This window comes from Stenotrophomonas sp. CS3K5 (genome assembly GCF_059515225.1).
The window spans coordinates 56,654-76,510 of the sequence record NZ_JCAKRX010000003.1; the positions used below are offsets into that span (position 1 = coordinate 56,654).

At 66.6% G+C, this 19,857-nt stretch carries 12 protein-coding genes, 1 tRNA gene and 1 pseudogene; 6 read left to right on the forward strand and 8 right to left on the reverse strand.

The features are described 5' to 3' along the window. Positions 1–34 precede the first annotated feature (34 nt). From AC5YGJ_RS05350 to AC5YGJ_RS05365, 4 genes and pseudogenes are all read right to left on the reverse strand, one after another. The gene (locus tag AC5YGJ_RS05350; RefSeq protein ID WP_496185981.1) at positions 35–3,724 is read right to left on the reverse strand and encodes a TonB-dependent receptor; all 3,690 of its coding nucleotides are present in this window, start codon (positions 3,722–3,724) and stop codon (positions 35–37) included. Continuing rightward, the gene (locus tag AC5YGJ_RS05355; protein ID WP_496185982.1) at positions 3,721–9,801 is read right to left on the reverse strand and encodes a CshA/CshB family fibrillar adhesin-related protein; all 6,081 of its coding nucleotides are present in this window, start codon (positions 9,799–9,801) and stop codon (positions 3,721–3,723) included. Before AC5YGJ_RS05355 ends, AC5YGJ_RS05350 begins: the two co-directional genes overlap by 4 nt. 442 nt (positions 9,802–10,243) lie before the next feature. Continuing rightward, a pseudogene (locus AC5YGJ_RS05360) lies at positions 10,244–10,489 on the reverse strand (TetR/AcrR family transcriptional regulator); the annotation flags it as partial. A gap of 292 nt (positions 10,490–10,781) precedes the next feature. Further along, positions 10,782–10,858 (reverse strand) — tRNA-Arg (locus AC5YGJ_RS05365). 112 nt (positions 10,859–10,970) lie between these two features. Here AC5YGJ_RS05365 and AC5YGJ_RS05370 point away from each other — a divergent pair. The 6 genes from AC5YGJ_RS05370 (at position 10,971) to AC5YGJ_RS05395 (ending at position 16,781) form a co-directional block, all read left to right on the forward strand. Beyond that, positions 10,971–11,561 carry a phosphatase PAP2 family protein gene (locus tag AC5YGJ_RS05370; protein ID WP_496185983.1) on the forward strand — a complete coding sequence of 197 codons (591 nt, stop codon included), beginning with the start codon at positions 10,971–10,973 and terminating at the stop codon, positions 11,559–11,561. A gap of 109 nt (positions 11,562–11,670) precedes the next feature. Next, positions 11,671–11,976, forward strand: coding sequence for a hypothetical protein (locus AC5YGJ_RS05375; protein ID WP_249844206.1), 306 nt, complete (start codon positions 11,671–11,673; stop codon positions 11,974–11,976). A gap of 167 nt (positions 11,977–12,143) precedes the next feature. Continuing rightward, positions 12,144–13,172, forward strand: coding sequence for a polysaccharide biosynthesis/export family protein (locus tag AC5YGJ_RS05380; protein WP_458242306.1), 1,029 nt, complete (start codon positions 12,144–12,146; stop codon positions 13,170–13,172). Positions 13,173–13,210: 38 nt separating this feature from the next. Next, complete coding sequence (locus AC5YGJ_RS05385) at positions 13,211–13,870, forward strand: YjbF family lipoprotein (protein ID WP_496185984.1); 660 nt, start codon at positions 13,211–13,213, stop codon at positions 13,868–13,870. Further along, positions 13,867–14,640, forward strand: coding sequence for a capsule biosynthesis GfcC family protein (locus AC5YGJ_RS05390; protein ID WP_496185985.1), 774 nt, complete (start codon positions 13,867–13,869; stop codon positions 14,638–14,640). Before AC5YGJ_RS05385 ends, AC5YGJ_RS05390 begins: the two co-directional genes overlap by 4 nt. Then, positions 14,640–16,781, forward strand: coding sequence for a YjbH domain-containing protein (locus AC5YGJ_RS05395; protein WP_496185986.1), 2,142 nt, complete (start codon positions 14,640–14,642; stop codon positions 16,779–16,781). Before AC5YGJ_RS05390 ends, AC5YGJ_RS05395 begins: the two co-directional genes overlap by 1 nt. Before the next feature lie 45 nt (positions 16,782–16,826). Here the strand turns inward: AC5YGJ_RS05395 and AC5YGJ_RS05400 are convergent, their stop codons facing one another. The 4 genes from AC5YGJ_RS05400 to AC5YGJ_RS05415 form a co-directional block, all read right to left on the reverse strand. After that, entirely contained in the window at positions 16,827–17,774 is a 948-nt protein-coding gene (locus tag AC5YGJ_RS05400) for a KpsF/GutQ family sugar-phosphate isomerase (protein WP_249844211.1), read from the reverse strand. Between the two features lie 72 nt (positions 17,775–17,846). Beyond that, entirely contained in the window at positions 17,847–18,398 is a 552-nt protein-coding gene (locus AC5YGJ_RS05405; protein ID WP_475286235.1) for a KdsC family phosphatase, read from the reverse strand. Position 18,399: 1 nt separating this feature from the next. Next, the gene (gene kdsA / locus AC5YGJ_RS05410) at positions 18,400–19,245 is read right to left on the reverse strand and encodes a 3-deoxy-8-phosphooctulonate synthase (RefSeq protein WP_329841134.1); all 846 of its coding nucleotides are present in this window, start codon (positions 19,243–19,245) and stop codon (positions 18,400–18,402) included. Positions 19,246–19,293: 48 nt separating this feature from the next. After that, positions 19,294–19,854 carry an acyltransferase gene (locus tag AC5YGJ_RS05415; protein ID WP_496185987.1) on the reverse strand — a complete coding sequence of 187 codons (561 nt, stop codon included), beginning with the start codon at positions 19,852–19,854 and terminating at the stop codon, positions 19,294–19,296. Between the last annotated feature and the right edge of the window lie 3 nt (positions 19,855–19,857).

A 19,857-nucleotide genomic window follows, 5' to 3' on the forward strand; every position in this document is an offset into this window, starting at 1 on the left:
CCTGTAGCGCCGAGCCCACGCTCGGCTGCCCTCATCAATAGCGCCCCACCAGGTTCAGGTACCACCCGCGGTGGGTGTAGTCGAACCGGGTCAGGTCATCGCTGAAGTCGGTGAAGTTGTAGCCCACACCGACGCGGAAGTTGCGCCCGATATCGCGATCGACACCGGCCAGCCAGCCCTGCCGGCGACCGCCATCGCGCACGTCCAGCAGGCGATACTCCAGCAGGCCATGCCACTGGTAGTACAGGTCGTAGCGCAGCTGGCCCGAAGCAAAGTTGGTGGCCGAATCGAACCACGGCCCGGTGCCGCGCCCATAGCGCACCTCGCCCTCGCGGCGCGCCGCCTTGGCCGCCACTTCCCAGCGCTGGTCGATGCGGTAGACACCTTCCAGCGACAGCACCTGGGTGCGCTGGTCGTAATCCACACCATTGACCTGACCCATCGTGGACAGGTCATACAGGTAGCTGTAGCGGCCGAACAACGCCCAGCGGTCGTTGTCCCACGGGCGGTAGGCGAAGCCCAGGTTGCCTTCGATGAAGCGCGCGCCTGCCACCGGGTTGATCGCATCATCGGTGTCGGCGTAGTTGAAGCGCGCCGCGATCCGCCAGCTGTCGTTGAGACGATGGCTCAGGCGGTTGGTGCTGACCCATTGCGTGCGTCGCTCGGCACCGGTATCGCGGCGCCATTCCAGCTTGCTCTGCCATTCGGTGCCGGGGGAGGTCCGCCCGCCTGACAGGCTCACCGCCTTGCGGTCCACTTGGCCACTGCTGGAATCGAGCTTGCCGTCGCTGAGAGTGAAGCCGGCATTCCACCCCACCGCCGGGTAGAAATCCATGCCGAAAGTATGCGCCAGCCCGGAGTCCTGCCCGGATTTGAGGAACTGGCTTTCATTGAACACATTGACCTGGTCGGACAGGCGCCAGCGCTGACCCAGCGTCCAGCCATCCTGCGCGTTCGGGCTGAACAACGGGTCGTACTCGCTGCGATCGGTGGACTGGGTAAAGGCGCCATAGAAGCTGTGCTGCGGGGTCAGCCGGTACTCGGCATTGACCTGCGCTGCGGTGCCACGGTCGCCATCGCTCACCTCGGCACCAACGGTGGACAGGTTGGCGAAGGTCCAGGTACCACCGGCCACCACCGCATCGTTGTCGGCGTAGCGGCCATGGTCATCATCCACGGTCAGCTGGCCGCCTCCGTACACATCCAGCGAGGTGCCGATGCGGTGCGTGTAGCGGGCGGCGGCCAGCACACCGGCTACGTTGCCGCCGGTACCACGGTCTTCCTGCACGCGACGCAGCTCGGCCGACAGGCGATCGTTCTCGCCGATCCGCCACTCGGCGGTGGCCTGTGCCTGGATCAGCGACTCGCTGCCACGGCGCGCCTCGCTGTAGCGGGCGTACAGACTGAAGTCGTCGGTCACGTAACCCAGCAGCTCGGCACCCTGTTCGCGCACGCGCTGGCCGGTATCGAAGCGCCCCACCGAGTAGCCGCCGTCGACCTGGCGCCACCAGGCCCCGGCACTCCAGTCGCGCTGGGTCCAGCCCAGCTCGCGCAGGTTGATGCGCGCTTCCACAGCTGTCGCCTCGCCTTCGCGCGGCCCTTCCGGATTGAGGCGACTGAAGCTCAGGCCGCCGTTGTCGGAGAAGAACACCGGCGCACTGGTGGCTTCGCTGCGGCTGTGTTCCACCTTCAGGTAGGTGCCACGGCCGGCCTGCAGGGTCAGGTCCGCGCCCTTCAGCGAATAGTCCTGACCGGAGCGCTGCTCGTCCACGTAGGTAGCGCCGAGGGCCACGTGATCGCCGAACCAGTGCTTGCCGCGCACGCCGGCGGTGATGTCGTCGCTGTCGAAGCCGGTCGGCACCCACTCGTAGTCCACGATCAAGCGCTGCTCATAGCCGTCCAGCGGCACGTCGCGGCTGATCCGGCGCAGGTTCTCGCGACTGACCTGGGCCAGCGGCCGGGTCAACAGGATGCGGCCCTGCAGGGCGTCGATCTCGTAGTCGGCGCCACGCACCATCGGCACGCGCTGCTCCACGCGGCCGGTGGTGCGGTCACGGATTTCCAGCACCACCTGGTCCGAGCCACTGAGAATGCTGGCGTGGCGCAGGTAGTACAGGCTGCCGCCGGTACCGATGAACTCGCTGTGGCCCGGCGCCGTCTCGGCCTGCGAGCCGAACAGGCGCAGCTCGCTGCGCGCATCGCCCCAGGCGTTGGCACCACGCGAACGCCACGACAGTGCCGCACCGTACAGCGAACGCACGTACTGCGCGTACTCGGTGCCGGTCAGGCCGGTGTTGTAGTTGCCCCACAGCGCCTGGTTCTTGTCCCAGTCCATGCGCAGGTAGAAGCGGCCCATGCTGTCCACGTCGCGCTGGGTCAGCGAGTCATCGCCATAGGTCGGGTAATACAGGTCCGGGTCCAGGCTGCGGAACAGGTCGCGCGGGTCGGCAGTGGTGAAGCCGGTGAACAGCTCGTCCAGCGGACGGTTCTGGGTGTCGGCCTGCGCGGTCAACAGGTAGCGGCCGCGCGTCTTGGCCTTCAGGTAGAACGCCAGGCGGCCATCGCTGAGCACATCGTCATTGCGCTCGCCACGGGCCAGGTCCTGCCCTGCCCCGCTGGCCTTGTTCTGGTACACGGTGATGTCGGCCAGGCCGACACCGAACAGGTACTGGCCACTGACATCAACCTCCAGCGTACGCGCGATGGCCGGGGCATCCGGCCGCTCCACACGCACGTCGAAGGCGTGGTGGCCGATCGGCATCAGGTACTCGGCGGCGAACTTGCGGTCCTGGTCCAGTGGGTAGCTGTCACCGTTGATCTTCAGTGCGGCACCCAGCGGCAGGTCGCGACCACGCAGGCGGACCCGCGAGCCGTACACCGGAATGTTCTGCTGGCGCAGGCCATTGCCGTCGAACACCTGCTGCAGCAACGACAGCGACGCGGCCTGGCTGGCGTCCACCGAGCTGCCGCGACGGTCTTCCAGCGCGTCACGCAACTGCTGGTTGCCACGCTCGAACTCCGCCGGCGTCACCAGCTGCATCGACTGCGCGGTGGTTTCATCCACGTTGCCATCAGCGTCGAAGGCGCGCAGCACATAGACCAGGCGATCGCCCCGGCGCAGCGGCGTCGAGGCTGGCATCGTCCCGTCCCAGTATCCCTGCGACACCGCCGCCACCGGCAGCTCGAAGGTCGCCAGTGCTGCCACACGATCCGTGTCGCTGCCGCGGTAGACGCTGACTTCCAGGCGCTGGATGAAGGCGGTGTAGTTGCCGCGCACGTAGAACTCGACCGGCCGCACGATGCGGCCTTCATCGAAGGCGACCATGCCCGGCGCCGACACCGACAGCTCGGGCTGGCCCATCGCCGGATCCTCGGTGGCCCAGATCGCGCCACCTTCCGGCAGGCGGATCATGAACTCACCGCGCACGGTGGCCTTGCCCGGCTCATCGATGGCCAGGCTGACCCGGCGATCCGGCTGCAGTGCCTGCGAGCCGGAACGCGCCGAGGTGCCCTCGGTGACGGGTTCGTCATAGCTGCGCGAGCGCAGGCTGAACAACAGTTCGCCCTCGGCGTTGCACTGGGTGCCGTCACAGCGGATCGGCGTCGGTTCAGCAGCCGGCGGGGCCGCCTGGGCCGTTGCGGCCAGGCCCAGCAACAGCGCCTGGTACAGGGCAGCGCGCGGCAGGCGGGCCGCACGGCGGGCGGCAGAGTGATGCGCGCTCATCGGCGGGCCTCCTGTTGGCGGGCGGCCGCGCGGGTGGCGGCGCTCTCCTCGTTGCGTACGCGCAGGCGTTGCTGCACGGCGGGACTGAGCTGGCTGCGCAGCGCCTCGAACACGGCGTTGGCACGACGCAGGCCCAGCGCCTGGTTGTAGGCATGGCTGCCGCGCACATCGGTGTGACCGACCAGGCTGACCTGGCCGCCGCCCAGCGCCTCCAGGCGTGCGGCGATGGCGGCCAGCAACGGCTTGAACTCCTCACGCACGGTGGCCTTGTCGGTGTCGAACAGCACGTTGCCGAGCAGTGCGCCACCGGCATCCACGCCGGCCAGCAGCGAGTGCGGATCCTGCACGTCGGTGCGCAGCTGCACGGTCAGGCCGGCGCGTGCGCTCTCGGCCACCTCGTCCTGCAGCGCATCGCGTACCGCTGCGGCGCGGGCAAAGGCCAGTGCCTGGCTCTCGCCATTGGCAGCGATCACCACATCGCCGCCCTGGTAGCGGTCCACCACCTCGGCCATCTTCTTCAGCACCGGGCGATAGCTGGACTGCAGCTCGCTGCTGCCCGGTGCGAACAGCACCTCGCCCAGCGCAATCTCCATGCGCTCGGCGCCGGCCTGCGGCGACGGCGGCAGGCGCACGCCGAAGCTGAAGCGGGTCGGCACGCCCTGCGTCACCCGACGCAGCAGCGGGTTTTCGGTGGTCAGCTCGGCACCGCCCGGCAACGTCGCCGGATCCAGCTTGATGATGAAGTTGCGGCCCAGGCGCGCGTCACCTCCGTGTACATCAGCCAGGTGATAGCGGCCGAACGGATCGGTCTCCACCAGCAGGCCTTCCACCGTAGCCAGGCGCACGCCGGGGATGCCCTGCTCCTGGATACCGTCGTTGCCGATCACATAGGCCACCTCGTAGCCCTCGGCGACGCGGGCGATCTCGCGGCGCACGCTCGGTTCGGCTGCGGTCAGGCCCTTGCCGGCCTCGCCACTGCGCTCCACACGCGTGACGCCCTGTGCATCCATCCGCAGGCGATGGCCCTGTGCGCTTTCCAGCACGAAGTCATCGGTAAACGTCAGCTCGCGCAAACGCTGGCGCAGCACCACCTGATGCATTTCGGCCGTGTCGGAGGTCGACGCGCGGCCATGCACCACGCCGATCTGCACGCCATGCAGCAACGGCGCACTGGCGTCGGCCACCGGCTGCGGACCTTCGCCGCGATCCAGCGTGGTCGAGCCCGGCACATAGGCCGACGCGGCGAAGCCACCCTGCACGCGCACCCCGGTCAGCTCGGCGCTGTCCTGCCAGCCGTCGCCGTCGCGATCATCGAACACGGTGCCGAACACCAGGCTGTCTTCCAGCAACGGGTCGGCGTCCATCGCCACTTCGGCGGTGGCCACGTTCGACACGGGGCTTCCGTCTTCCGCCGTCGCCACGGCCTGGTTCACATGGGTACCGGCACGCACGCCAGCGCCCACCCGCAGCAGGTAGGTGATGGTCGCGCTGCGGCCCACAGCAATATCCACCGCGCCGATGCGCAACGGCGACTGGCTGCTGGCCAGGGCGAACGCCCCGTCATCGTCGGCCACCCGCATCGAGCCATCCACGTAGCTGAAGCCCGGCGGCGGCGTGTCCACCACCACGCCATCGCGCCAGTGGCTGCCGCCCACGTTCTCCACCACCAGCTGGTAGCGCACCAGGTCGCCCACCTTCACACGGCGCGGGTTGGCCGTCTTGGTGATGCGCAGCGCAAAGTCGGACACCACCTTGTGGCGCGTCTCGCAGGTGGTGCATTCCGGCGGCGGCGAGCCGTCCGGATACTGGCCCCGCAGCCGGTTCAGCACTTCGGTGCGGGCTTCCTGGTTGACGATGGCCTGATAGACGTATTCGTGGCGACCTATCGGGGTTCCGCTGGGCACGGTGCAGACGATGTCCGCGCCCTGCTGTGCACAGCCCGCCGGCAGGCTCTCGATGCTCAGGCCTGCGTCCGGGGTATCCACCAGCTGCAGCGGCTGGCGCAGCGCTGCCCGCTCGACGGTGGCCACCAGCGTGTAGCGCAGGCGATCGCCCGGCCGTACTTCGGCACCGCTGGCCGGACCGGACAGCTTCTCCAGCACGACGCGCGGGTCGGCCAGTGCGTGCTCGGTGCTGCAGTCGCCGCTGCAGGTCGGCGTGTCACCGCCACTGCCCAGCACCGCATTGCGGACACTGCCGCTGGCCTGCGCATTGACCACCGCGCGATACCCCAGCGTGTAGGTGCCTGGGGCCGTTGCGGCCGGCAGCGTGCATACCAGCGGGTTGGCGCCGTTGCAGGTGAACGGACCGGGCTGGGTGACCGCCTGCAGGTCCAGGCCCCGGCCGAGCGTATCGGTCAGGGTGACCACATCGGCGGTCTGCGAATTGGCCACGGTCACTTCCACCGTGTAGTCCACCGCATCGCCGATATCGACCGGGGCCACGGTGGCCGACTGCTTGCGGTAGGTCACCACGGCCGCCAGCACCGGCGTGGTGGTGCCGCAGTTGCTGGTGCAGGTGGTGACGCCCGTGCCGCCACCCAGGACCGCATTGCTGACGCTGCCCTTTGCCTGTGCGTTCACCGTGGCGGTGTAGTTCACCGTGTAGGTGCCCGGCACGGTGCCGGCCGGCAGCGTGCACACCAGCGGGTTGGCCGCATTGCAGCTGAAGCCCTGGCTGGCGGTCACCGCACCGAAGTCCAGGCCGGTGCCCATGGTGTCGGTAAGGGTGAACACTGCCGTGGTGCGCGAGTTGCTGACCACTGCGGTGAGCGTGTAGGCGATGCTGTCGCCCACCTTCACCGCACCGGCTGCCGCCGAGGTCTTGCGGTAATCGATGGCGCTGCCGGTCACCGGCGTGGTGGTACCGCAGTTGGCGGTACACGAGGGGTTGTCGCCACCGCTGCCAAGCACGGCGTTGGTGACCTGGCCGGTGGCCTGCGCGTTCACCACGGCGGTGTAGGACAGGCTGTAGCTGCCCGGCACGGTCCCGGCCGGCAGGGTGCACACCAGCGGATTGGCGGCATTGCAGGTGTAGGCGCCCGCGCTGGTCACCGCACCGAAGTCCAGGCCGGTGCCCAGGGTATCGGTCAGGGTCACCACGTCGGTAGTGCGCGAGTTGGTCACCACCGTGGTCAGGGTATAGGTCAGCCGATCACCCACGGCGACCGGGCCGGTGCTGTTCACCGACTTGGCATAGCTCACGCCCGGCGTCGCCACCGGCGTGGTGGTATCGCAGTTCACGCTGCACGACGGGTTGTCGGTGCCACTGCCGAGTACGGCGTTGCGCACGCTGCCGCTGGCCTGTGCGTTGACGGTGGCGCCATAGGTGAGGCTGTAGGTGCCCGGCACGGTGCCGGCCGGCAGCGTGCACACCAGTGGATTGGCGGCGTTGCAGGTGAAGTTGCCCGCGCTGCTGACACCGGCGAAGTCCAGGCCACTGCCCAGGGTATCGGTCAGCGTGACCACGGCGCTGGTGCGCGCGCGCGTCACCGTTGCCGTCAGGGTGTAGTCGATGCGGTCACCCACGCGCACCGGGCCGCCGGTGGAGGCCTGCTTGGCGTAGACCACCTGCGCGCTGGCCATCGGCGTGGTGGTATCGCACGCACCCACGCAGGACGGGTTGTCGGTGCCGCTGGGCACCACCGCGTTGCGCACCTGGCCGCTGGCCTGCACGTTGACCACGCCGGTGTAGGAGAACGCATAGCTGCCCGGCACGGTACCGGCCGGCAGCGTGCAGACCAGCGGATTGCCCGGCACGCAGCTGAAGCTGCCGGCGCTGGTGATGCTGCCGAAGTCCAGGCCGGTGCCCAGCGTATCGGTCAGCGTGGTCACCGCCGTGGTGCGCGAATCAGCCACCAGCACGGTCACTGTGTAGGCCACGCTGTCACCGATGGCAACCGGCCCGGCGGTGCTGCTGGCCTTGGACACCGAGATGCGCGGCACCGCCACCGGCGTGGTGGTGGTGCAGCTGCCGCTGCAGGTGGGCGTGTCGGTACCGGTGCCGACCACGGTGTTGACCACCTGCCCGCTGGCCTGCGCGTTGACCGTGGCCGTGTAGCCCAGGCTGTAGGTGCCCGGTGCGGTGCCAGCCGGCAGCGTGCACACCAGCGGATTGGCGGCATTGCAGGTGAATGCACCGGGGCTGCTGACGCTGGCGAAATCCAGGCCGGTGCCCAGGGTATCGGTCAGGGTCAGCACATCGCGGGTGTTGCCGTCGGCCACGGTGACATCCACCGTGTAGCTGACCGTCGCCCCCACCGCGACCGGACCGGCAGTGTTCGAACGCTTGGCGTAGCTCACGCGCGTCACCGGCACGGTGACGTCACTGCGCGTGCAGTGGTCAGCATCGGTGCAGCCCACACCCGGCGCCGGCGGCGTGCCGTTGTTGAACGGGTCGTGCCCGCCGCCCACGCTGGCATGGTTGGTCAGCACACCGGTGGCAGCGGCGGTGACGGTCACCGGCAGGGTGAAGGCCGAGCTGGAGCCGGGGCTGCCCGCGGCGGCCAGCACCTGGCCGCTGGTGCAGGTCACATCCTGGCCGCTGGCGGTACAACTCCAGCTGCCGCTCACATGGGTGCCCGTCCAGTTCGGCACGATGCCGGCCGGCAGCTGGTCGCGCACCACGATGGCCGCGGCCGGCACATTCGGCGGATTGCCGGTCGGCACATCGGTGGTGTTGCTCACGGTCAGCGTGTAGGTGGTACCGGCCTGGCCATAGTTCCAGACGCCGCCGGTGGCGTTGTTGCCCTTGACCACCTTCAGCGACGGCGCGGTGATGGTGACCCGGTGGTCTTCCACCTCACCATCATCGGCCACACCGGTCGGGTTCTGGATCTGCGTGGCCAGGCTGGCGTAACGCAGGCGCACGTAGCTGGTGCCGGCACTGACCGCCGCCGGCACGGTCCAGCTCAGGTTGGCCTGGCCGCCACTGCACAGCGCGGTGTTGCTGCGCTCGTTGGCGTCGAACTGGCCATTGCGGTTGAAGTCGATCCAGCCGGCCACGCTGCCGTTGCCCACGCAGGCCACCGGCTGGTTGATCAGCGTACCGGCCTGCATCACGGTCAGGCGGTAGCTCGTTGGCCACCCGTCTTCCTCGCGGCTGCCGGCCTGCGGCGAGTTGTCGTCGCCCAGTGCATCGGCGCTGTAGCTGCTGCGCTGCTCGGTATCAGGGCCCAGGCTGCCGAGGAAATCGGTCAGCGGCGGTGCCAGGCCACCGGGCGTGTAGCCGGCGGTGTTGATGTTGAAGTTGCTGGCGCCGGCCGGAATGCCGTCGGAGCGGAACTGCAGATCGTCCACCACGTGCATGGCGTCGCCATAGCTGGCCGGCGCATCGCCGAAGTCGGCATACGGCACCAGCAGGCCGATGGCGATGGCGGTGGTGCCGCCGCCGCGCATCGAGAAGCCCATGTTCACCGCCAGGTTGCCCGGCGCGTGAGCCGCGTTGTCGAAACTGAGGAAGGTGACCGCCGCGGTGTTGTCATCGTTGCCGGGGCCGAAACGGATCACCTGGTTTGCACCGCTGGTCGACTTGTTCACCAGATAGGGCGTGGTGTTGGCCAGGTTCTTGCGGACCTCGACCACGTTCCAGGTGCCCTGCGCGCTGGCCTCGACGAATTCACCGCTGTTGTTGATCGACTCGGCGTCGGCCATCACCACGCCGCGCAGGCGGTACGGCGCACCACCGAGGGTCGAGGTACAGGTGATGCTGAAGCTGGAGGTGCCACTGGCGCGCGCGATGCCGGCAATCAGCTGGTTGCTGGTACCGGTACCGCCGATGTTGTACAGATCGTCGAGGCTGTCGCCGCCGAAGTTGCCGGGACGATAGCTGCGCAGCACGTTGGTCTCGGCCGTGTTCAGGCGGCAATCGACGCGCAGGTTCACTCCGGCTGCGACCGGCATGTCGATCGACGAGGTCGCGCCGTCGTTGAGCACGACGTTGTTCACCCCGTTGGCGCCGCCCCCCCAGGTCAGCCACAGCACCGTATTGCGGTAGGGGCTGCTGCCGCCGGTGGCGTAGGCCGCCGCCCAGGCCAGCGAGGGCACCAGCAGTGACACCAGGGCCAGCAGGCCCGCCACCAGCCAGCGGCTGGATCGGCCCGACCGGGCATCATTTTCGGGATGAACGCGTTCACCGCCCGCGCTTGCGCGCGACGTCGTCGACTGCCACATGGTTGATTTCCCCGTCGTCGGCCCATGCCGGGCCGATGGTCAGTGGGCGGCCAGCGACGAATTCCGCGGGACGGCGGCACACCCGATTGCGTGTCCTGCCGGCTCCGTGGCAATCACTTTCGTCCCTGGACCCCGTTGGTCAGGCACCTAATTCTGTGACTAAGATAACACATTACAAACAATTATGTGATGTCCGTCACATTCAAGTTTGCGGACTTTGGCGCCAAGCCCCACGACCACAGTTATAGCCACCGGGGATGGACCGTCTCGGCACGAATCCGGCACCCCGCCCCCACTTTCCGGCAAAACGCCACGCAGATTCGGCAGCAGCGACAGACCTGGCTGCGGCTCAGGGCTTCATCGCCCCATTCTGGAACGACGCCAGCAACGTGGATGCCGCGGTGGCCGGGGCCAGCCGGCCGCGGGCCAGCGACCAGGTGATGCGGTAGAAGCAGGGCCAGTAGAAGTCGGCCAGCCACACGGCGGAGAAGCCGACGTTGAACACGCCTGCGGTCTGTCCACGCAGGAAAAAAGCTTCGAAACGCTCGCCCAGCGGCGCCCAGCGCGCCGGCAGCAGATGCAGGTCCCCGTGGCGTCAGCGGACTGTTTCCCCAGGTATCGCCGCAGATCGCGCACACAGCGCTTGGCGGTGAGATCGAGACGGAACAGGCGTTATCCATGAACTGGCGCCGCTATCAGCCCTGTTGACCGCTTCGGCGGTATCCGTGTGATGGCGTGTGCAGGCGCTGATGGACTGTGCAGTGATGACTGCCTGCCACGACCACTGCTGGGACTTCGCGGAGATGACAAGGCGCTTGTGGCGGACGAACTGCAAAGGCTCGGGCCGCGCCAGCTGGGCAGTGTGGACGCACCACCGGCAGTGCCAATGGTGACCCCGGCCCGATTCGAACGGGCGACCTTCCCCTTAGGAGGGGGACGCTCTATCCAGCTGAGCTACGGGGCCATTGGCAGCTGCGAAGCATACCGCGTCCAGCTGAATGGACCAAGCCATCGAAAGGCCGCGGACAGGCAATCACGCCTAAGCTGAGGGCTTCCCGCTCGCGCATGACTGATCGATGCAGAACCTCTGGTTGTCCCTCTCCGCCCTCGGTGACAGCCGCTGGCTCCTGCCGATGGCACTGGTGTTGCTGCTCACCCTGCCGCGCACCGACAGCGACCTGAAAGGGCCATGGTTGAGCGCCGTCGCCGTTGCCGCCGGCGTGACACTCGCCTCAAAGCTGGCCTTCATGGGCTGGGGCATCGGCATCAGCCGCCTGCACTTCACCGGGTTTTCCGGTCATGCGGCACTGTCCAGCGTTGTGTACCCGCTGGTGGGTGTGCTGCTGGCCGGCCCCGGCAGACCCGCGCGCGCAATCGGCCTGATGACTGGCGTGCTGCTGGCGATCGCCATCGCCTGGTCGCGCATCCCCCTGCACGCGCACAGCCTGTCTGAAGTCATCGCAGGGCTGATGCTCGGGCTGGGCTGCAGTGCATACGTGCTGCGCGGCGCACTGCCCGCCCGCCGACCGACTGCCGTGACGGCCACAGCCGCCGTGCTTGCCGGACTGATCCTGCCCCTCACCCTACCCGACATCCAGACGCATCAGCTGGTCATCGCACTGGCAAAGCTCATCTCGGGGAAGGCTGAAATCTTCCAGCACCCCTGAAAACCGCGAAGACGACTCCACATTTCCTTCACATACCTTGACAGGGCAAATGAACAGACACCACCATAGCAGCGGAAAAATTTCCCTCACGGAGTAGGAGACCCCGTAGATGAAGAAGATGATTGCCGCCCTGGCCCTGCTGGGCCTGTCCTCGCCGGTGTTCGCTCAGGAAGCTCCTGTAGCCGCCGAAACCAGCGCTGAAATTGCAGGCGCTGAAGCCGCCGGCGCCACTGCCGCTGGCACCCTGACCACGGCTGCGACCATCGGTCTCGGCGTCGCAGCGGCCGCGGTCGTTTACAGCGTCGCCGCCGACAGCAGCAGCGACGATGCTGGCAACAACAATGGCGGCACCACCAACCCGCCGGGCGGCACCACCGGCACCACCGGTACCACCGGCACCACCGGCACCCGCTGATCGGGACGCCGTTGTAGTACCCACGCCCTCGCCGGGCGGCAGTTCGGCGAGGGCTTTTTCATGCCCGTTCGGGCCAGGAATGATTAACGATGGACTGCAAGCGTCTCGTCGCCGCCATGGCGTTCACCCTTACCATGTCAGGTTGCATGTGGGCCCCGGGCCAGCACATGCGCTCCAATTCCCTGATGGGTAGCAGCCAGCAGGTTGGCAACGATCAGATCGAGCTGATTCCGATCACGCCCAAGCTCATCGCCATGGAACGCGCCGAAAAGAGCGCGCCCGGCATTCCGGCCTCGTTGATGCAGTACCAGCCGGGTCCTTACCAGATCGGCGCAGGCGACATCCTGTACATCACGGTCTGGGACCACCCCGAACTGACCGTTCCGGCTGGCCCGCAGCAGCAGCTCAGCGCTGCCGGCCGCCTGGTGCAGTCCGACGGCACGCTGTTCTACCCCTACATCGGCAAGGTCACCGCCGCCGGCAAGACGCCGGCCGAGCTGCGTGATGAGATCACCACCCGCCTGGCCCGCTACATCGAAGCGCCGCAGGTGGATGTCTCGATGCTGACCTACGCCAGCCAGCGCGTGTGGGTCACCGGCGCCTCGCGCCAGCCGGCCACGGTGCCACTGACGGTCACCCCGCTCACCCTGGGCGATGCCGTCAGCCAGGCCGGCCTGGACCCGGCACAGGCAGACCTGTCCGGCGTTCGCCTCACCCGTGACGGCACCACCTATACCATCGACCTTGACGCGCTGGGCCGTAATGGCGGCGGCGATACGAACGTCTTCCTGAAGGCCGGCGATCATCTGTATGTGCCGTACCTGGACCGCAAGGAAGTCTTTGTTGTCGGCGAAGTGAATCAGCCTGGCGCCATGAGCTTCAAGACCGGCGAGATTTCATTGAGCCAGGCGCTGGGCCGCGCCCGTGGCCTGCTGCAGACCACCTCCAATGGCAACGCGGTGTATGTGATCCGCGGCTCGAACGACCTGCAGGATGCGCCGTCGCAGGTGTTCCACCTGGAAGCGAAGTCGCCCTCCGCGTTCGCCGTTGCCAGCCAGTTCAACCTGCAGCCGGGTGATGTCGTGTTCGTCGGTGCAGCCGGCGTGACGCGCTGGAGCCGCTTCGTGAACCAGCTGCTGCCCTTCACCGCCATCATCAGCAACGCGGCCAGCGCGCGCAACGATCTGGACAATTGACGAGGCTTCAGATGAGCAGGAACGCTCGCTCCGGCCTCATGCTCCGGAGTTTCCGCCTGGGCCTGCTGGCTGCCATCGCGGTCTCGGCAGCCGGCTGCGGCGTCGTCAGCCGCAGCAGCGTCAAGGCCGTGCAACTGGCCGTGCTGGGCACACCGGATGTTCAGCCCACTGCCCAGGACGTTGCCCGCAACCGCTACCCGCAGATCAAGGTCAATGGACCGGCAGGCGGCGCCGTGCTGGTGCTTGGCGCAGTGGATGACGGCCGCCAGGCCTGGTACAGCAGCGAACGCAGCATCGTGTTCCTGCGCAACGGGCTGATCGAAGCGACCCACGGCGGTGCGCCCGAGCTGCAGCAGATGCAGATCGTCGGGCCGAACCCTTTCCTCGACCTGCGCAAGGTGCACGAGGGCCAGGTCGTGCAACGACGCTATGACCTCATGCCCGGCTATCGCTTCGGCATGGAAGTGACCGGCACCCTGCACCCGCTGGGCACCGAGCGCGTCGATATCCTGGGGCGCACGCTCGAGCTGCTGCACATCCGCGAGCAGCTGCGCGGTGAGGGCTGGAAGCAGGACAACCACTTCTGGGTGGACCCGGCCAACGGCTTCATCTGGAAAAGCCGCCAGGCCATCGCGCCGGATACCCATCTGGACATCATCCAGCTCAAACCCTATTCGCCGGACCTGCAGCCCCGATGACGCGGCACCTTATCGTCATGGCCCTTGGCGCCGTACTTGCCGGCACCGTCCAAGCGGCGCCTCCAATCGTGGTTGAGGCCTATGGCCAGGTACGCGCCCCAGGCCCACATACCCTGGCAGGCAACGCGCGCCTGAGCGCCGCGGCCCTTGCCGCCGCTCCGGACGAGCATGCCTACTTTGCAGGCGCCGCCCTGCTGCGCGCGGACAACACGGCACAACAGACGCGCCTGAAGGCTGGCGTGCTGTTCGACCTTGAGACACTGGCCGCCCTTGACGACGCGCCCGACATCGCCGACGCCGCCGCCCGGATGGCCCGCGAGTTCGGCGCACTTCCGGTCACCGGCCGCGAACCGCAACTGCTCCAACCGCGCTCGCTGGAGGCCGACCGCCCACAGGATCGATCGGCACGACCCGGCGACCGGCTGGTCTACCCGTCGCGACCACAGACCGTGACTGTCACCGGTGCGGTTACCCAGCCATGCGCGGTGCCGCATGCGGCGATGCAGGATGCGCGCATCTACCGCAACCAGTGTGAACTGTTGCCCGCCGCCAGCCCTGACGATCTCTATGTGATCCAACCCGACGGCCGGGTCACGAAGATCGGCATTGCGTTGTGGAACCGCAGTGCACGGACCCCCTTGGCGCCGGGGGCGGTCGTCTACGTCCCCATTGCCGGACCCGCCGTGCGCTCCACCACCCCCGATATCAACGAAGAAGCCGCGCGCTTCCTCGCCACCCAGGTGCTGGATGCGCCCGGAGTTCCAGAGTGATGTGCCGTAACCGATTGCCGCTGGCTCGCGCCGGCATCGCCCTGTTGAGCCTCAGCATCAGCGCAGCCCTGTACGCCCAGGAAGGTCCAGCTCCCACCGCCAGCGACTGGGGTGGCATCGGCCTGCTGCAGACACCCAGCGCCCGTATGAGCGAGGAAGGCGAGCTCAGCCTCACCGCCAGCCACACTTCGCCCTACAGTCGGTACACGGTGGTGATGCAACCCCTGCCGTGGGTGGAAGGATCATTCCGTTACATCTCGGTGGCCAACCGCCGTTATGGCTCGGAGTGGCTCAGCGGCAACCAGAACTACAAGGACAAGTCGATCGACCTCAAGCTGCGCCTGTGGCAGGAAGGTCGCTGGCTTCCGGAAGTGTCGGTCGGCGCGCGCGATCTCGGCGGTACCGGTCTGTTCTCAAGCGAGTACGTCGTTGCCAGCAAGCGTTTCGGCGCGTTCGACGCAAGCCTTGGCGTGGCGACCGGCTATATCGGCAACCGTGGCGATCTCGACAATCCGCTGGGCGCGATCGACGACCGCTTCAAGGAGCGCCCCGGCGTCAACACGCCCGGCGACTTCAATACCAGCGCGATGTTCCGCGGCCGGCTCGGTGTGTTTGGCGGCGTCAGCTACCAGACGCCCTGGGACCGCCTGCAGCTGAAGCTCGAGTATGACGGCAACGACTACCGCCACGAGCCGCAACGGAACAACCAGAAGCAGTCCTCGCCCATCAATCTGGGTGCCGTGTTCGCAGTGAACAACAGCGTGCTGCTGCACCTGGGCTGGGAGCGCGGGAACACGGCCATGGTCGGCATCACGCTGCATTCCAACCTGGCCCAGGCCAAGCCCATGGCCAAGCTGATGGACCCACCGCCGGTTGCCAGGAAGCCTACCGCACAGAATGAGCCGCAGACCGTCGCTGCAACCGAGGCGGCAACCCCCACCGATTGGTCATCCATTGCCCACGAGCTGGAGGAAAATGCCGGCCTGCGCGTGAAGCGCATTGATCGAAGCGGCCAGGAACTGATCGTCAGTGCCGAGCAGCGCCGCTTCATCTACCCGGCACAGGGCATTGGTCGCGCGGCGCGCATTCTTGATCCGCAGACGCCACAGGATGTCAGCTGGTGGACATTGCGCAACGTCCGCCTCGGCCTGCCGGTGGTCGAGACCAGCCTGGAGCGGAAGACCTTCAACCAGTACCTGGACGACCGGACCGATCTGGCAACCGTCAGCCGCCACGTCGAGATGAACGCCCCCTATGCGAGGCGCTCGGAAACGCTGTACGAAGCGCCACTGAAGCGCTTCGACGGTGCGTTCAACGTCGGCTATCGGCAGAGCGTGGGCGGCCCCGACGGCTTCATCCTGTTCCAGGTTGCGGCGATGTACGGTGCGACCCTCCGCTTCAACGAGAACCTCTGGCTGAGCGGCACCGCCAGCTACAACGCCTACAACAACTACGACAAGTTCAAGTACGACGCCCCCAGCAGGCTGCCGCGCGTGCGCACCTACGTGCGCCAGTATCTGACCACCTCGGACTTCACCCTGCCCAACCTGCAGCTGACCGGCACCAAGCAGCTCGGCCGCGACCTGTACGGCATGGCCTATGCCGGCATGCTGGAGTACATGTATGGCGGCGTCGGCGGTGAGCTCCTGTATCGCCCGATGGACGAACGCTGGGCGCTGGGCGCCGAACTGAACTGGGTCAAGCAGCGCGATTTCGATCAGCGTTTCAGCTTCCGCGACTACAGCGTCACCACCGGCCACGCCACGCTCTATTACCTGTGGGGTGATCAGCGTCGTCTCATCAGCGCGGTCAGCGCGGGTCGCTACCTGGCCAAGGACTGGGGCGCGACGGTATCGGTGGCCCGCCTGTTCGACAACGGCGTGACCATGGGCGCCTACGCCACCAAGACCGACGTTTCATCGCGGGACTTCGGCGAAGGCAGTTTCGACAAGGGCATCTACTTCTCGGTGCCTTTCGATTTCATGCTGCCGCGCTCGACCCGTGCCCGCGCCGACTTCATGTGGAACCCCCTGTACCGTGACGGCGGCGCCCGCCTCTCACACTCGCACAGCCTTTATCAGCTGACCTCCGAGCGCGATTCGGAGATCTTCTACCGGAACTTCGATGCGATCGCAAAATGATGCCGGAACATGAAGAAGGCGCCCTGCAAGGGCGCCTTCCTCTTTCTACTTCTTGAAAACGCCGGCCAGCACGTCGCCATCGAATACCAGCAACGACGAGATCCGCCGCCGCTCCATCAGTACCAGCGCATCCTCAACCCGCGTCCCCACACTCACCTGCGCAGGTGAGGCGGTCATCAGCTCGGCCGCAGACCTGTCGAACACCTCGCGACCATGGCGTTCGAGCGCACGGCGCACGTCACCATCGGTAATGATCGCGTAGCCCGAGTCGGCCCGTACAATCGCCAATCCCAGGCTGGAGCGGGTGATGGCCTGGAGAACGTCCATCATCGTTGCTGCCGCCTCCACCACCGGCAGATCGCCAACGATCATCTCGTGTTCCACGCGCGACAGCAGGCGCCGACCCAGCGAGCCACCCGGGTGGAAACGCGCGAAATTCTCCGGCTGGAAGCCCCGCGCCTCCATCAATGCAACGGCCAGCGCATCGCCCATCGCCAGCGTCGCGGTCGTCGATGCGGTCGGTGCCAGCGCCAGCGGACAGGCTTCCTGCGCAACACCGGCATCCAGATGGCAATCGGCCGCCTGCGCCAGCGTCGAGGTCACACGGCCGGTGATCGCCACCAGGAAATTGCCGTTGTCCTTCAGGAACGGCAGCAGTTTCACCACCTCTTCGGTTTCGCCGGAGTAGGAGATCGCAACGAACACATCGGTGGCGGTGACCATGCCCAGATCGCCATGGAATGCCTCGCCTGGATGCATGAAGAAGCTGGGCGTGCCCGTGCTGGCCAACGTGGCGGCGATCTTGCGCCCGATGATGCCCGACTTACCCATGCCGCAGATGATGACCCGGCCCTGTGAGCCCAGCACCTGCTCTACCGCCTCGGTGAACTGCCCATCGAGCCTGTCGGCAAGCGCGGCGACGGCCGATGCTTCGATCTGCAGGACGCGTTTGGCCGATGCGATGTGATCGGCAACTGATACCACGGAGGACATACGTGCTTCCTTCTGATGATCATTCGCGGCGCACCTGCGTGCGCCACGCTTACCCGCGCAACCGTGCGCCGGTTACTGCACCGCTCCCGCGGCGCTCCAACCTGCAACCAGCGGTGCGTACGCTTGCTGCAGGCCAATGCCACCCTCGGCAAGTACGCGCTCGGCCACTTCCCGCCCGACGCCACGGCCGCCACAGGTATCGGCGACCACATCAGCGGCAGCCAAAACCAGCGGATGCGCGTCGGCGGGCGCATAGAAGCGCCCCACCCTGCCCGCCAATGGCAGGTCAACGACATCGTCGCCGACATAGGCGATCTCACCTTCAGCGATGCCAAGGTCACCACAGATGGCGGCCAACGCATCGAGCTTCTCGAGCCGACCCGTCACCGCCACATCCATGCCGAGCTGCTGGATCCGGAAGTCCAGCGAGGGACTCGCCTTGCCCGACAACACGCCACACCGGATGCCATGCACACGCAGCAACGCGACAGCCAGGCCATCGCGGACGTTGAACGTCTTGAACTGCTCGCCCTTGCCATCGATGTGCAGGCCGCCATCGGTCAGTACGCCGTCCACGTCGAACAGGACCAGCTTGATCGGCCCCTGGTACTTCGCCGATTCCATGTCAGGCGATGTCGAGCTTCGGGAACGACTTGACCAGATCATCGACTGCCTTGATCTGTGCCAGGAACGGCTCAAGCGCGCTCAGCGGCAACGCGCTCGGACCATCGCAACGCGCGTTGTCCGGGTCCGGATGTGCCTCCAGGAACAGCCCGGCCAGGCCAACCGCCATACCCGCGCGCGCCAGCTCCACCACCTGACGGCGGCGGCCACCGGAGGCCTCACTGCCGGAATCGCGGCGCTGCAGACTGTGGGTCACATCGAAGATGGCCGGCAGGCCACCGGTGGCCTCGATCATCTCGCGGAAGCCCAGCATGTCCACGACCAGGTTGTCGTAGCCGAACTGCGCGCCACGCTCGCACAGGATGATCCGCTCGTTGCCAGCCTCGCGGATCTTGCTGGCGATGTTCTTCATCTGCGACGGGCTGAGGAACTGCGGCTTCTTGATGTTGATCGCCCGGCCAGTGCGCGCGATGGCGGTGACCAGATCGGTCTGGCGCGCCAGGAACGCGGGAATCTGCAGCACGTCGACCACTTCGGCCACTGGAGCCGCCTGGTCCACTTCATGGACGTCGGTGATCACCGGCACGCCGAAGCGGTTCTTCACTTCCTGGAAGATGCGGATACCTTCTTCCAGGCCCACGCCGCGGAAGGACTTGATCGACGAGCGATTGGCCTTGTCGAACGAAGCCTTGAAGACGTAGGGAATGCCGAGCTTGCCGGTGACCTCGACGTACTTCTCCGCTGCAAACAGCGTGGAGTCGAGGTCCTCAAGGACGTTCAGGCCACCGAACAGGACGAAGGGGAGGTCGTTGCCGACCGTGACATCATTTGAGACAACCACATTCATCGTATGCACTCCAAATTCCAGAAAGAACCGTGATTCTGGTTCGTCGCGTCAGCGAGCAACGCGCATCCATTGGGCCGTTGATTCGTCGTACTGACGAGCGATCACCGCTGGAGAACCGACAATTACCGAGTTGGGAGGAAAAACACCCCGGACAACCGCATGCGAGCCTACGACGCATCCATCACCAAGTATGGTCCCAGCCTGGATACATGCTCCGACCCCGATGAAGCATCGATCTCCAATCTGCGTTGATGACACCACATCGATCTGATCCAACACGGGGACATTCACATCAGAGTACGAGTGGTCTGTATCCGTGATCAGCACATTGGACGAAATAAGGACATCAGATCCAATTCTGAGATCGCTCTTGGCGATGACATGGAAGCCCTGGCCAATAGAAACGTTGTTTCCGATTGTCAATGTACCAACACCGATGCACTCGGCCCGGAGTCCAGGGAAAATTCTAACCCTGCGACCGAAGGACATCCGCCTCACCCCCAAAAGGAAGCAGGGCGGCCCGAGATACCCGGGCATAGGGAACGCCTTGAAGAGAAAGGAATAGACGAACGCTCTCAGCACCCAGGCCATTTTGAACAGAAGATGCACAGT

What these genes read in the sequence shown, in the direction of transcription:
- AC5YGJ_RS05350 (WP_496185981.1), bottom strand. Translation starts at nt 3,724, where the DNA reads ATGAGCGCGCATCACTCTGCCGCCCGCCGTGCGGCCCGCCTGCCGCGC.
- AC5YGJ_RS05370 (WP_496185983.1), top strand. Translation starts at nt 10,971, where the DNA reads ATGCAGAACCTCTGGTTGTCCCTCTCCGCCCTCGGTGACAGCCGCTGG.
- AC5YGJ_RS05375 (WP_249844206.1), top strand. Translation starts at nt 11,671, where the DNA reads ATGAAGAAGATGATTGCCGCCCTGGCCCTGCTGGGCCTGTCCTCGCCG.
- AC5YGJ_RS05380 (WP_458242306.1), top strand. Translation starts at nt 12,144, where the DNA reads ATGCGCTCCAATTCCCTGATGGGTAGCAGCCAGCAGGTTGGCAACGAT.
- AC5YGJ_RS05385 (WP_496185984.1), top strand. Translation starts at nt 13,211, where the DNA reads ATGCTCCGGAGTTTCCGCCTGGGCCTGCTGGCTGCCATCGCGGTCTCG.
- AC5YGJ_RS05390 (WP_496185985.1), top strand. Translation starts at nt 13,867, where the DNA reads ATGACGCGGCACCTTATCGTCATGGCCCTTGGCGCCGTACTTGCCGGC.
- AC5YGJ_RS05395 (WP_496185986.1), top strand. Translation starts at nt 14,640, where the DNA reads ATGTGCCGTAACCGATTGCCGCTGGCTCGCGCCGGCATCGCCCTGTTG.
- AC5YGJ_RS05400 (WP_249844211.1), bottom strand. Translation starts at nt 17,774, where the DNA reads ATGTCCTCCGTGGTATCAGTTGCCGATCACATCGCATCGGCCAAACGC.
- AC5YGJ_RS05405 (WP_475286235.1), bottom strand. Translation starts at nt 18,398, where the DNA reads ATGGAATCGGCGAAGTACCAGGGGCCGATCAAGCTGGTCCTGTTCGAC.
- kdsA (WP_329841134.1), bottom strand. Translation starts at nt 19,245, where the DNA reads ATGAATGTGGTTGTCTCAAATGATGTCACGGTCGGCAACGACCTCCCC.